The sequence below is a fragment of the Nostoc sp. genome (assembly GCF_036917275.1).
Classification (GTDB): Bacteria; Cyanobacteriota; Cyanobacteriia; order Cyanobacteriales; family Nostocaceae; genus Nostoc.
On sequence record NZ_JBALDF010000047.1, the window covers coordinates 1 to 13,139 of the forward strand.

The 13,139-nt window shown below is 40.5% G+C and carries 12 protein-coding genes; 4 read left to right on the forward strand and 8 right to left on the reverse strand.

The annotated features are described in order from the left end of the window. Window positions 1-244: 244 nt before the first annotated feature. The gene (locus tag V7K35_RS17445; RefSeq protein ID WP_335080604.1) at window positions 245-700 is read right to left on the reverse strand and encodes a hypothetical protein; all 456 of its coding nucleotides are present in this window, start codon (window positions 698-700) and stop codon (window positions 245-247) included. A gap of 140 nt (window positions 701-840) precedes the next feature. Between V7K35_RS17445 and V7K35_RS17450 the strand changes: the two genes are divergently transcribed. Then, complete coding sequence (locus tag V7K35_RS17450) at window positions 841-1,200, forward strand: VOC family protein (protein WP_335080480.1); 360 nt, start codon at window positions 841-843, stop codon at window positions 1,198-1,200. Between the two features lie 100 nt (window positions 1,201-1,300). Beyond that, window positions 1,301-2,617 (forward strand): recombinase family protein, encoded by a 1,317-nt coding sequence (locus V7K35_RS17455; protein ID WP_335080481.1) that lies wholly within the window; start codon window positions 1,301-1,303, stop codon window positions 2,615-2,617. A gap of 141 nt (window positions 2,618-2,758) precedes the next feature. On the opposite strand, the gene V7K35_RS17460 is transcribed toward V7K35_RS17455, so the two are convergent. Then, window positions 2,759-3,934 carry a hypothetical protein gene (locus tag V7K35_RS17460; RefSeq protein ID WP_335080482.1) on the reverse strand — a complete coding sequence of 392 codons (1,176 nt, stop codon included), beginning with the start codon at window positions 3,932-3,934 and terminating at the stop codon, window positions 2,759-2,761. Window positions 3,935-4,605: 671 nt separating this feature from the next. Between V7K35_RS17460 and V7K35_RS17465 the strand changes: the two genes are divergently transcribed. Continuing rightward, a complete protein-coding gene (locus tag V7K35_RS17465) occupies window positions 4,606-6,225 on the forward strand; it encodes an ArnT family glycosyltransferase (protein ID WP_335080483.1) in 1,620 nt (539 codons plus the stop codon). Between the two features lie 290 nt (window positions 6,226-6,515). Here V7K35_RS17465 and V7K35_RS17470 read toward each other — a convergent pair whose 3' ends face one another. The 3 genes from V7K35_RS17470 to V7K35_RS17480 all read right to left on the reverse strand — a co-directional run bounded on the left by V7K35_RS17470 (window position 6,516) and on the right by V7K35_RS17480 (window position 8,966). Beyond that, on the reverse strand, window positions 6,516-7,538 hold the full coding sequence (locus V7K35_RS17470; RefSeq protein WP_335080605.1) for a zinc-dependent alcohol dehydrogenase: 1,023 nt from the start codon (window positions 7,536-7,538) through the stop codon (window positions 6,516-6,518). Window positions 7,539-7,654: 116 nt separating this feature from the next. Beyond that, on the reverse strand, window positions 7,655-7,840 hold the full coding sequence (locus V7K35_RS17475; protein WP_335080484.1) for a hypothetical protein: 186 nt from the start codon (window positions 7,838-7,840) through the stop codon (window positions 7,655-7,657). A gap of 55 nt (window positions 7,841-7,895) precedes the next feature. After that, complete coding sequence (locus V7K35_RS17480; protein ID WP_335080485.1) at window positions 7,896-8,966, reverse strand: glycosyltransferase family 4 protein; 1,071 nt, start codon at window positions 8,964-8,966, stop codon at window positions 7,896-7,898. A 459-nt stretch (window positions 8,967-9,425) separates the two neighbouring features. Between V7K35_RS17480 and xth the strand changes: the two genes are divergently transcribed. Beyond that, window positions 9,426-10,208, forward strand: coding sequence for an exodeoxyribonuclease III (gene xth, locus V7K35_RS17485; RefSeq protein ID WP_335080486.1), 783 nt, complete (start codon window positions 9,426-9,428; stop codon window positions 10,206-10,208). On the opposite strand, the gene V7K35_RS17490 is transcribed toward xth, so the two are convergent. The 3 genes from V7K35_RS17490 to V7K35_RS17500 all read right to left on the reverse strand — a co-directional run bounded on the left by V7K35_RS17490 (window position 10,164) and on the right by V7K35_RS17500 (window position 13,061). Further along, the gene (locus V7K35_RS17490; RefSeq protein ID WP_335080487.1) at window positions 10,164-10,466 is read right to left on the reverse strand and encodes a hypothetical protein; all 303 of its coding nucleotides are present in this window, start codon (window positions 10,464-10,466) and stop codon (window positions 10,164-10,166) included. The two genes, xth and V7K35_RS17490, sit on opposite strands and share 45 nt — an antisense overlap. A 106-nt stretch (window positions 10,467-10,572) precedes the next feature. Next, window positions 10,573-11,661: a T3SS effector HopA1 family protein gene (locus V7K35_RS17495; RefSeq protein ID WP_335080488.1), complete on the reverse strand. Its 1,089-nt coding sequence runs from the start codon at window positions 11,659-11,661 to the stop codon at window positions 10,573-10,575. Between the two features lie 158 nt (window positions 11,662-11,819). Beyond that, window positions 11,820-13,061, reverse strand: coding sequence for a phosphotransferase family protein (locus V7K35_RS17500; RefSeq protein WP_335080489.1), 1,242 nt, complete (start codon window positions 13,059-13,061; stop codon window positions 11,820-11,822). Window positions 13,062-13,139 lie beyond the last annotated feature (78 nt).

Sequence of the window (13,139 nt, forward strand, 5' to 3'; positions counted from 1 at the left end):
CTATCGCATTGTCAGCCGATACTATCGCATTGTCAGCCGATACTATCGCATTGTCAGCCGATACTATCGCATTGTCAGCCGATACTATCGCATTGCAAGAGATTACCAGGACTTACGCACTTGTACAGTGACTCTTTATTTGTCCCTGTGCCTTGCTTTGTGTCATTTAGAGTCTGAAAGCTGTAATCTCTAACGTTTAGACTATACACAAAGCATCCAGGGCAATGATTTGCAAAGTATCACATCAGTTTCCTGGCGCTAGAGTTGCAGAATTGCCAATGGATGGTTCGGTATATTCGCAAAAAATATTCAAGCCGATTTTGAGGATATATAAAACAATAACAGTTGCGATCGCTGGATCAATTGGCAAACCGTGTGCCGTCGCTACACCAACAAGTGAGATAATCAACCCTGTCAGCAAGGGCGAACTCCCTGGATTCTTTGTGTAATCTTTAAGTTGGCCGCGAAAACCATCATCGCCACAGAGTTCCTCACGCAATACCTTTAGTGTTACTTGCCAAAGTGATTTACTTTGCTGCATCAACGGTTGTCCATTTTTCTCAATCCACAAATCCTCAAAAGCGGTTTCAACTTTGCCATTGTGTTTTTCCAAGTGATTCAATGCGTGTTGTGCAGGATCGTAATCTTGTAATATCCCCCGTGCAACACTCATTTCCGTATGACTTAATTGATCATCCATCATTTATCCTCATTTTTTAGTTTGTTATTAGGCATGGAGCATCAGTTATTATTATTCTCCCCTGCTATTTTGCTTCCCCACTCCCCGCAAGGGTTGAAACTACGTCAAAATTTAGATAAACGCGATCGCACTTACCAACAATGCAGATTACCCAAAGTCTCCATACAGCAATTCTTGTCACTGACTTAGAACGCTCCGAACACTTTTATGGCAAAGTATTGGGATTATCTAAAATAGATCGTTCCCTAAACTACGCTGGTGCATGGTATCAAGTCGGCAACTATCAAATTCACCTGATAGTCGCAACCACTGTCCCTACTGAAAACCCAAACGAAAAATGGGGACGCAATCCTCACGTTGCCTTCTCAGTAACTGACTTAGACGCTGCCAAACAGCAATTCCTCAATCATAATTATCCCATTCAAGCCAGCGCTTCCGGTCGCGCTGCCCTATTCACTCAAGATCCTGATGGAAATATTATTGAGTTGAGTCAGCAGTAAGGGGGAGAAATCAATTCAAAATTCAAAATTCAAAATTAAAGAACTTCTGCCTTCTGCAATAACTGCCTTCTCTTTGCCAATGCCCAATGACAAATGACAAATGAAAATCATTGCTTACTCTTATACTAATCTGCTATTAGAATCTGCTCCCGATCAAGCTGATTGGGGATGGGAGGTGGATCAAGTTTATGAAGATTTGGGTAAGCAAGAGTCTTCTGGACACGCTACGCGAACGCAATTACAACAATTATTTACCGATTGCCAAACTGAAGCAGCAGATTATCTCTTGATTCGTCGGTTGGAAGAATTAGGGGATACTGTAGAGGAAATTAGCGATCGCTTACATAAACTCGAAGCAATGGGAGTAGCGATCATCGCCATAGAACAGCCCTACACTTCCGAAAACTACCCTCTGGGCGCTAACTTACTGAATTTGCTACACGCAATCCAACGTCAACAACGTAGTCGTCGCATCCGTGAAGGACACGCCCGTAATCGTCTTGAGGTTGCACCGCCACCCGGCAAAGTTCCCTACGGCTATCGCAGAGGTAAGGGAAAATATACTATTGATCGCAGTACTTCACCAGTAGTCAAAGATTTTTTTGAACACTTTTTACTCTATGGTTCTCTGCGGGGTTCAGTTCGTCACTTGGCGAAAAAATACGGCAAGAAAATCTCTGTCACCACAGGAAGACGCTGGCTGACTAATCCTGTTTATCGGGGTAATACAGCTTACCAAAATGGTGAAATTATCTCCAATACCCATATTGCGATAATTTCTAAGGAAGAAGCAGCCCAAGTTGATCGACTTTTACGCCGTAACAGCCGTTTACCATCCCGAACTGCTAGTGCGCCACGTTCTTTAGCTGGGTTGGTTGTCTGTGCTGAGTGTCAGTCACACATGACAGTTACTCGTGTCACTCAACGCAATCAAGATAAGGAGTATCTTTATTTACGTTCTACTAGCTGTCCTCAACGCCCCAAGTGTAAGGCTATTCCCTACCAAGAGGTTTTAGAACATACAATTGAAACGGTTTGCCGTGACTTACCCTTAGCTGTAGCGGGGATGAATTTTCCTCAATTGGATGTAGTGAAGAATAGTTTAGGGCAAGCGATCGCTCGTCAGCAAGAAATACTTACTCAGTTACCCACTTTAATTGAAACTGGAATTTTAGATATTGAAACAGCAAAACTAAGGGCTTACAAACTCCGCACAGAAATTTCTGCACTCGAAGCAAAGTTGGCGACTCTTCCCCCAGTTAACTTACGTTCTGTAGCTCAAGCTGTTTCCATACCACAATTTTGGTTAGATTTGTCGGAAACAGAGCGACGATTTTACTTTCGAGAATTCATCAAGCAAATTGAGATTACTCTTCAAAATAAAGAATTAAAACTCCAAGTTATTTTTATTTTTTAAGTTAAAGGGGCGGTTAGAAACCGCGTCTAAACGAAGCTTTACCCACCTCTGTTAGTTTCAAAACCTTGATTTTGTTTTAGTTTGCGGAGGCGGACGAGAGTTTGTGTAGCCGCGAATTCCATTCGCCCAGGCTTAAGTTGATTATTTCTGAGACGGTTGATCCTTAGTATACGCAGTAGGTTTTGGCCCTGTATTCCGCACATTAATAACTTTATTGAGGATATCAAACCAAAAAGGCGCACCCATAGCAATAGCTAAACCACTCACTATCCAACCAAAAATTAATTTAAAACCCTGCCAAATACTGATGTAAACACTATTTTGCTGTTTAGTATCTAATGGCTCAAACTGTTGATGGATATTTTGCCATCCAATGGGTATAGAAGCATTTTCTAATAGGTTCTCGATTTCACTTAGGGCATTTTTGTCTTGGATATAATCGATTCTTTGACTTGCACTTTGAGCAATGGTAGAGCGGATAACGGAATCCCGCGACAGTCTTTTTAGAAGGTGAAATGTATCAGTATTGGTTAATATCGCAACTGATATTCCAATTATGATTGCAGTTCCTTTAGCATTGCGTTTATAAACACCACTGGCTCGATCCATAGAGCGATCAAACCATGTTTCAACTTCATTTTTAAACTGATTCGCTTCTTCTGTGAGGTTGTCAATCTTTATCCTGCTACGTTTAGCAATCACACCAAGACTCGTAATTAAATTATTAGGTACGTAATCAGGTAAATCGTTATTAACAAAATCTATAAAACTTTGGTCAAAATCTCCATAAACTTGTTTAATCTTTTTGTAACTTTCACTATTGGGATCATTAATTCCTATTTTAAGTTCTTTGTAAGATTCTAATATCATGTGCAAGTTAGTTTGAGATTCATCACTAGGATGTTTCACATAATTAATTAACTGGGGAATTTTTAAGGCATCTAATAAGCTAATTGCAAATGTTTCCGAAGGAAGATAGGAAGGCCCACTTTGTTTTTCTCCTAGTGCTTTCTTTTTGCCAATATTTTTCCTTCCTTCTCGTAACTGCTTTTCTACTTGATTTTTAGCTTGTTGATTCAATGTATTAATCAAAGGATCGCTATAAAGTTGCTGTACCAAGTTTTTTGCTTTTATAATATCTGAATCTTCACTTTCGCTACCACCTGCTAAAAGTAATTCAATTGAATTCTTTAAATGTTTAGCTCTCCATTGTAATAATGTGGTAATCAACTCCTGAATTTCAGAAGCCAGCAAGCTCAAAATCAAGTAAATAAAAACTAAGCCAAGAGTAACATCCACAACAACAGGTAAATTCATTGATCGGCTCCAATAATTTTTTAGTGTTTTTTTGGCAAAAAAATGCTATTAGCAAATTGTATAGCACACATATTTCAATGAAATAATTGCTTAATGAAATTTAAAATACTAAAACTTGCTATTTTGGAATAATTTTAATTAATAATCATCTCTATAATAATCATAAATTATTTTTGAAAGCTGAAAATATTGTATTTAGTCCTCTTGAAAGAAATGCAATATTAGCCTCAGAATTTATTTATAGGTAGGATCCTAACAAAGTGGAAGATTTAACTATGTTAGCAAATACTATATACAAAGATAACAACTAATTATTTTAAATGTTCAATAGGCTACTGAAAATGTGTAAGAATTATTTCATATTTTTCTGAATTAAGCCAAATAAAAAATAAACTAATCGTCACATTAAAAACAAAATATAAGTTTATCTACGGACTACCGAAGAGGTAATAAATAGTTTAGATATTGTATTATTTTTATCATTTATCAGATGAAATGTTCTTTAAATAACCAAGATAAATTTTTCAAAAAATAGCGCTAATTAGAAAAAGTTGAGTTAATCTTGGAAACTAGCAATTGTTAATAACATACGTTGTTACTGGGTGCAACATTGGAGATTTGCTTTGGTCTCTATGTAATCAAACCAGCAAGTAAAATGATTAACATAGAATATGCAAGAAGGAAGCTTTATTTGGAGTCATCTAGAAAAACAGCATCGCACGGTTGGCAAATGGATTGATTGGGTATGGCTAATAGTATTGCTGTTGGCAGCAGTGTTACTGTTTAGCATCAATCTGGGAGGATTGCCGCTGCGAGATTGGGATGAAGGGACTGTGGCACAGGTTGCTCGTGAAATTTGGCACGCTCCAGCAGGTTCAATGCGTTGGCTTTATCCAACGCTAGGAGGCGAACCATATTATAACAAGCCGCCTTTGATGCATTTGCTAATAGCTTGGGCTTATTCTCTAGGAGGCGAAAATGAGTTGACAACGCGCCTACCTGGAGCAATTTTAACAGCGACATCTGTACCTTTACTGTATTGCATTGCTCGAGAGATATTTCGCCAACGTTGGGCAGCGATTTATAGCGCCTTGATTTATCTAACAATGTTACCTGTGGTGCGTCATGGGCGGCTGGCAATGTTGGATGGGGCGATGGTAAGTTTTTTGATGCTAATGATGTTGTGCGTGTTACGATCGCGCCGAGATTTACGCTATTGCCTTGGTGTTGGTGTTAGTTTTGGGCTGATTTGCCTGACTCAAGGATTGCTAGGCGTATTACTAGGTGCGATCGCGATCGTATTTCTGTTTTGGGATACGCCACGACTGCTCACCTGTTATTATCTGTGGATAGCAATCTTAATTGGTATTCTGCCTGTAGCTGGTTGGTACGGTGCCCAACTAATTCACTATGGTTACACTTTTGCTCAAATTGGCTTTGCGAACCCATCACTAGACCGAATTAGCTCTGTTGTAGAAGGGGATTCTGAACCACCTTGGTACTATGTTATTGAACTTCTTAAATACACATGGCCGTGGTTATTATTCTTACCGCAAACTGTCCGCTTAACCTGGGAAAATCGTAACCTTAGCTGGGCAAAACTAGTAATGGCGTGGAGTGGTGTTTATCTGCTGGTAATTTCTTTCATGATTACCAAAGTTCCCTGGTATTTATTCCCGATTTACCCTAGTTTAGCCTTAGCTTTTGGTATCCAGTTATCAGAGACAGAAAATTCGCCTTTACTCTCATCCTATCCCCGTGCTTGGGTTGCTGGTTTGGCGATCCTTGCTGTAGTCGCTTCTGCTGGTAGCATTTACTTCAGTTGGGGTATAACCCCGAAAACAGACTTACAACTGATTTTTGCCGCAGTAGCTTTAACTATGACTTTAGCAGCTATTTTGGCAGAGCGAGGCGACGGGCAATTTCTGAAGATTTTATTTTGGGGAAGTTATATTTCACTGCTGCTGTTAATGAAATCTAACTACTGGGTTTGGGAATTGTCTGAAGCCTATCCAGTTAAACCAGTCGCCGCCATGATCGTGCGGGCAAATCCAGCTACGAGGAAGATTTACACATCTTTTCCCTACCATCGTCCCTCGTTGGATTATTATAGCGATCGCACCATCATTCCCGCTTCTGTTGGCGAACTGGAATATTATTGGCACTACAACGGCCAACCCTATTTCCTGCTTCATGCATCTGCTTTCAACAATCTCGAATTAGAGTCGATGAAGCTAATTGACCAAGCTGAAGGCTGGAGGTTAGTTACAAAAGATATAAATCGATTGTAGAAAGTCAGTATTATAGCAAGGGACTCTTATAGCAAGGGACTGGGGACTGGGGACTAGGGACTGGGTGAAAAGCCTTTTTGTGTCAAAGTTTTATCATCTGTTAATGTCCTAACCACCTTGGCTGTTGCTATAACAGCAAACAAGCTAGAAAGTCTCTTGGTATCGGCCTTTTATGAGCAGTTTATGTTCTAAACCACCAGGCGATAGCTATAACATTCCAAAGCAATGCATTAACAATGTAAGCCGATGCATTGACATTGCAGGGTATTGCCAATTAATGAAATACTGTACTAAGGAATCATCGCTACCTTAATTACCTGACGCGCCTTCATCTCAAAAAACACCTGTTCTAAATCTTTTAATGGCCGCTGTTCACTAATAAGTAACTCAAAGGGAATTTTGCGACTAGCGATCAGTGCCAGTGCCTCCCGCACATACTTTGGTGTATTATGAAACACGCCTTTGATGGTCAGTTCGCTGTAGTGTAGCTGTTCTGTATTGACAGTAATGCTGGTATCTCGTGGACATCCACCGAATAAGTTGACTGTTGCACCAGGACGGGCGCAGGCGATCGCAGTTTCCCAAACACTCGGTACACCAGTTGCTTCAATCACCACATCTGCGCCCCATCCTTGGGTGAGTTCTTTCACCACACTGGGAATATCTGGGATTTGATGATAATTAAAAGTCTGGGTTGCACCCAATTTTTGACCAATTTCTAGCCTGTGGTTATTACCTCCCCACAGCAACACCTCAGCTTGACTACTCAACGTTGCCACAAACATCAGCCCAATCGCCCCATCTCCTAAGACGACTACTTTATCTTTGGCTTTGACGTTAGAACGGGCTACACCATGCAACACACAAGCTAGAGGTTCTGTCATCGCTGCCAATTCCCACGGCAACTCATCGGGAATTTGTAACAAATTATGCTCTACTATAGCTGCGGGAATTTTCAGGTATTCCGCAAAAGTTCCATTATTCCAGGTCAGATTCGGACATAATGAATACTCTTGACGTTGACAAAAAAAGCACCGATGGCATGGGGCAGAATTATTAGCGACGATGCGATCGCCTAATTGCCAATTTGTAACCCCTGCACCCAAGGCAACAATTCGCCCAGCAGCTTCGTGACCAAACAATGTCGGCAGTATTAGCATTTTGGCATGACCACCACGCCGCCAGACTTTCAAATCTGTACCACAAGTTGTTGCCGCCCCCACTTGAATCACAACTTCGCCAGTCGCCGGAGTGGGGTCAGCAACTTCCTCTAAGCGGAAATCTTCTTGACCATAAAGTAATGCTGCTAACAAAGCTTTAAACCTATCAATTAACTCCACCTGATTTTATCAGTTGAAGCTAGTTGATAGGTTTAAACAAATCAGTCTTAATTTCTAGTAGACTTTTATTAATCTAAAATGCCGTCAAACTAAGAATTCACCACTGGCTGAGGAACCACTCCAGTGTTTCGGGTTTCTACATTCGCCAAGCGAGTAACAGTTAATAGCGGTACTTCTTGTCGGCATGACAGACAAAACCAATATAGTTCACCATGACGGGCATGACGCAGCAGGGAACCACCGCAGCATGGGCACGTGTCGGCTCTCGTACTCATACTAATATTCTCCTTAAAAAAAGTTATTGTTTAAACTGGATAAAAAAGCAGTTGATTAAAACTGAATGTTAGCTGCATGAATGCGGCCATTCGATTCTATGCGGTCTTTAATAATTTGTCTGTAAACATTTTCATATCCGTTAACCATTTGGCTAACAGTAAAGTTGTTTTCTACATATTCTCGACAGGTTTGACGATTGAGTTCCAAAGCTAATGGAATCATGGCTGCCATTTCTGCATAGCTTTTGCAGATAAAACCTGTTTTATCGTGAGCAATTACCTCAGGTACGGAGCCGAAATTCATGGCAATCACTGGTGTACCAGCTGCCATTGATTCAATCATTACTAACCCAAAAGGTTCTTGCCAGTTAATCGGGAAAAGAGTTATGGCTGCATTGCCCAGAAGTTCAGCCTTTTCGGCATGGTTAATTTCGCCTAGATATTCGATTTGCTGACCATCTATATGGGGGACAATCTCTTGTTCAAAAAACTTAGAATCTACAAGATCAACCTTTCCTGCCATTTTCAAGCGCCAACCACTCTGTTTAGCAATAGCGATCGCATGTTGTGGTCCTTTCTCTGGCGAAAAACGACCTAAAAATGCTAAATATGGAGGTTCTGATGGTTGGGCTACGAATGGGTAATCTGCTAGCTCAATTCCGTTATAAACCGTGCCAATATAATTCAGATCGATTTGACGCTGCGAGTTACTAATACTGACGTATGGTTGCTTTTGGTGGTAGCTAAATGCATGACGGTTGTCCTTTGTAAAATTACCGTGCAGGGTGTGTACTGTAGAAGTTGCTGTTATCAAACTCGCTAAAGGTAGTGCCGAAATCCCTACATGAGAATGGATAATATCGAATTGGGCAGCACTTTGGTAAACTTGGCTCAGTTCTAACATTTCATACACTGCATACTCTTTGACAGTTGGGTCTAAGCGCAATGCCTGCGGATAAACTGCTTGTAAATGAGCCAAAGTTTGAGAATCGCCAGAGGCAAATAAAGTTACCTCATGACCGCGACGAACAAGTTCATCAGTTAAGCGACTCACTACCAGTTCGATTCCTCCATAATTTGGAGGTGGAACCCTTTCCCATAAGGGGGCAACTTGAGCGATTTTCATAAGTTTTTTTGGTTCAGTCTATGAAATTATCCTCATCCAATAAGGAGTTACATGATTATTGTATGAGGAAAGAGAATTTGTACTTACTCTTTTGACATTTAAATTAATCTAATAGGCTACCAAAAGGGCAATAACGGCTAACCGTACCGCAAATTCTCTACCAACAAATCTAAGAACAATCGGCAAAAGTCAACTAAAATCTCTGCTTTTAGCCTATAGCAAATCAATTACTTGTTGCATCTGTCTTGGGTATCATAATGATGTAGAATATTTGGTAGCATAACTTACAAAATTGAATATTTTGTAGCTGATAATACTAAAATCTTCAATGGGATCAAATCATTAAAGCTTCGTTTAAACGAAATTGGGAAATGGAACAGAAATTATAAATATTAAGTAATTGTACAAAAATTACATAATGTGTAATTAGTAATTTATAAAAACTTTGATAACTAACTAATGAAAATCGCTACTTGGAACGTCAACTCAATTCGCACTCGCCTCGAACAGGTTACCGATTGGTTAACTAACAATCCGGTTGATGTTCTCTGCTTACAAGAAACCAAAGTTGTAGATGCCGAGTTTCCGCGATCGCCTTTTGAGCAGTTAGGCTATAACCTTTATATATCTGGACAAAAATCCTATAACGGCGTAGCCCTGATTAGCCACCAGCCACTTCTAGACGTAAGCAGCGGGTTTAGGGCGATTTTGACCGATTTACACCCTGAATGGGATGAGCAAAAGCGGGTAATTACAGGTGTAATTGATGGTGTTCGGATTGTTAACTTATATGTTCCCAATGGCGCAGCAGTCGGAACTGAAAAATATGAATACAAACTGCGCTGGTTGATAGCGCTACGCGAGTATTTGCGATTGTTGGTGCTGTCACAACCTGCGATTTGTGTGTGCGGTGACTTCAACATCGCACTGGAAGATAAGGATATTCACGAGCAAGTGAGTACAGAAAATCACATTATGGCAACAGAAAAAGAGCGCCAAGCCTTACGGGATATTCTGGAACTAGGATTTGCCGATGCTTTTCGCAAATTCACCACAGAAGGTGGAAATTATAGCTGGTGGGATTATCGCGCCGCTGCCTTCCGTCAGAACTTAGGTTGGCGGATTGACCATCACTATCTCACACCTATGCTGTATGAGCGTGCTAAAAGTTGTATTATCGATGTTGCACCCAGAAAATTAACCCAACCCAGCGACCATACCCCGGTAATTGTAGAATTTTGAATGGGGCATTGGGCATTGGGTAGAGGCGCAAAAAAGATTAGAGTTTTTATGCTTGTTCACGAGTATCAAAGACTCGTCCACGAGTATCAAAGACTCATTAATGAGGTTCAAAGACTCATTAATGAGTATCAAAGACTCATTAATGAGTATCAAAGACTCATTAACGAGTATCAAAGACTCATTAACGAGTATCAAAGACTCATTAATGAGGTTCAAAGACTCATTAACGAGTATCAAAGACTCATTAATGGAGTCCAAACACTCGTCCACGAGTATCAAAGACTAATTCATGTATCTTAATTTATACCAATTTATAGTTATAAATCATTCTCCTGTGCCCCTCTACCTCCCCATTCCCGGTCAATCAATTTAAGGGGTAATATATATCCTTAGAACTTGGATTAAGATAAGGATGCTGTAAATCTATTAGGTGTTGCGTAAAGTGTTGGTCAATCATCCTCATCCGCTCCTCCATCGCATTCTTACCTTTTTGCCAAGCTTCTAATAAAGCATTAGCGACAATTTGGCAGCGGTTCATCCCAAAACTTTCCTGTGCTGCAAATTTTTGGATTGGTTCTTCGGCTAAACCTAACCCTGGTGCTAAAAATTTGGTAAACAAGGGAATTTCGGGCTGGAAATGGAATTGATTTTTTGGATAAATAGCCTGAAGGATTGTGCGAATTGCTGGATAGTCGGGGAGTTCAAAGTAGAGTAGCCCCGAATCATAGCGTCCGTATGCACAGGGATTATGAAGAACCTGAAAGTTAAAAGGAATCGAGGCTGCATTCAATTGCAGTGTCAGGCTTTCCATGAGAGCGATCGCACCAGATGGCGTAAAGTTAAAGTAAATTCGCCCTGCTCCCAAATCAGCATCGGGGTTGCTCTGGCGTTCCTGTCCGACATTACTAACTGCTAAGTAAGAGCCATTTTGTAGTCGATTTTTGGGCATCCAGATTGCTACCATCTCACCCGCTTTGGTAGATTTTTTACTGGATTCTAGATGGCAGTCTGGCTCAACATAAAGTGTTAAACCGCCTTTAGTCACTGCCATAGTACCATCAGGTTCTTTCCGCAATACCTGCCATCGAGGGTCAAAGTAACCGATGCCGTGATTACTGGCGTGCAGATGTTCGTAAAAGTCCCAATCAATTTCAAAAATGGAATTATCTGCTAAATTATGCTTTGACGGGTGATTATTACTACTAGTATTGACTGCCAAAGTACTTTGCAGGGAGCCATTGTAATAAATTCCATAAAGAAAGTTTCGCAGCAGGAGAGTGAGATATTTCTGTTGTAAATCTACAGAATTGTGCTGAAATCTGTCAGCTATTTTAGTTGGCAGAGCAAAGGGTTGATAATTGGGATGGTAAATACAAAAATTTGACTCAATCTGGATATTCTTAGCAATATCAAATAGAGAATTTAGCGGTTGATTGATAGAGTAATTTAGCATTAATCCATTCAAAGCTCAAATTTAAAAATCCAAAATTATAAAACCACTCTGGGGCAAAATCTTCTGAGATTTTGATAGGGGAGAAATAACACGCAGAACCATTAAAAATGTCTAACTTTATTTTAAACCCAGCTTTTAAATTGTTCTGCTCCCTGCCATTAACAACCGCGAAGCCGAGTCTTTTCGTAATAAATCCGAAGTAGCTGTGGCTCCTTTACAGGCTGAGGAAGTTTATGGATTTTTGCCACAGGATTCAGGATTTCTGACTCTGATATCCCGAAAATAGTCAGTATAGCTTGCTGCGGCATAGTGAGTAAACTTTTAGCCACTTGCAGCATACAGATATCAGCATTATTAAAGGATTTGCGGCAGGTAATCATATCCTGAATTTGATGAATCAGTGCTAACCCCGCAAACTGAATAACGCGCAAAATAAAGTCGCTGCGGTATTCCAAAATCATCGGGAAAGCATTTATATAAGCCCTAATTAGGGCAACAATTGAAGGTTGTAAAATCTCTAAAGGTGTCAACGCCAGATGTAGAGATTCTTCTAACTCAATGGTAGGGTCTACTACGAGGCTATTGAGCCAAATTCCTAAATAGCTTGCTAGTAAAGTTCCTAAATCAAAGGCTGGATCTCCCCAAGAACAAGCTTCCCAATCAATTAGTCGTATTAAGCAATTGTCTAGTTTATCCCATTTGGAATGAACCAAAATGTTGTTCAATTTCAGAGCGTTGTGAGTCAAGCAGCAAGGATTCCAGTCGTATGCCAAATCTGCGATCGCTGATTCCAAACTCTCCGACTGCTGGTAAAGTAGATAGAATTTCAGCGCATCCGTGGGAACCGTTCCAAAAATCTCTGGCCCAATTGACTCTACCCCTTGCGCCGGATTGTAAAAGCCATAGCGAAACTCTCCTTGGGGAGCAGTTGCCATAAAATCCTTATATTCTCGGCGGTTATATGTTGCCCGATGGAGTCCCGCCAAAGTAGTACCGATCGCAGAAGCAATTTGTTGTGGAAAAATATCATTGTTGTGGTAGAATATCGCAAGCTCCAGATATTCACTTAGGTAATTGCGGACGAGGATAGAATTTTCTTCGTCAAAATGCACTACCAATGGTGCAATCGCAGAAATATTGCCAAGAACTGGAAACTGCTGGAGCAACTGGTGAAACAGCCACTCCTGAAACAAATCATGGGGCGCGGCGTCTTTGTTATTAACGTCCCGTTCTTGTTTAATGAGCAGTTTGCGATTATCTGCTAGAGTCGCTAGTAAATTGAAATTGTTCTTACTACTTCCTGGCAACTCAGATTTGTCTGATGCGCCATCTTCTAAATTACACAGCCCCGCATCTTGCAGATACTGGATAACGTTATGAGAAGACAGTGATAATACCATGTATTATTTCCTACTTCACTAAATTACTTAAACTTATCTGTGTTGGTATTTGCTTGTACTTAGCAGTTCTCGGTAGAT

Bases quoted from the DNA above. Each gene is read 5' to 3' on its own strand.
- V7K35_RS17475 (WP_335080484.1), bottom strand. From the start codon at position 7,840: ATGAGTACGAGAGCCGACACGTGCCCATGCTGCGGTGGTTCCCTGCTG.
- V7K35_RS17445 (WP_335080604.1), bottom strand. From the start codon at position 700: ATGGATGATCAATTAAGTCATACGGAAATGAGTGTTGCACGGGGGATA.
- V7K35_RS17460 (WP_335080482.1), bottom strand. From the start codon at position 3,934: ATGAATTTACCTGTTGTTGTGGATGTTACTCTTGGCTTAGTTTTTATT.
- V7K35_RS17455 (WP_335080481.1), top strand. From the start codon at position 1,301: ATGAAAATCATTGCTTACTCTTATACTAATCTGCTATTAGAATCTGCT.
- V7K35_RS17450 (WP_335080480.1), top strand. From the start codon at position 841: ATGCAGATTACCCAAAGTCTCCATACAGCAATTCTTGTCACTGACTTA.
- V7K35_RS17465 (WP_335080483.1), top strand. From the start codon at position 4,606: ATGCAAGAAGGAAGCTTTATTTGGAGTCATCTAGAAAAACAGCATCGC.
- V7K35_RS17495 (WP_335080488.1), bottom strand. From the start codon at position 11,661: ATGCTAAATTACTCTATCAATCAACCGCTAAATTCTCTATTTGATATT.
- V7K35_RS17480 (WP_335080485.1), bottom strand. From the start codon at position 8,966: ATGAAAATCGCTCAAGTTGCCCCCTTATGGGAAAGGGTTCCACCTCCA.
- xth (WP_335080486.1), top strand. From the start codon at position 9,426: ATGAAAATCGCTACTTGGAACGTCAACTCAATTCGCACTCGCCTCGAA.
- V7K35_RS17500 (WP_335080489.1), bottom strand. From the start codon at position 13,061: ATGGTATTATCACTGTCTTCTCATAACGTTATCCAGTATCTGCAAGAT.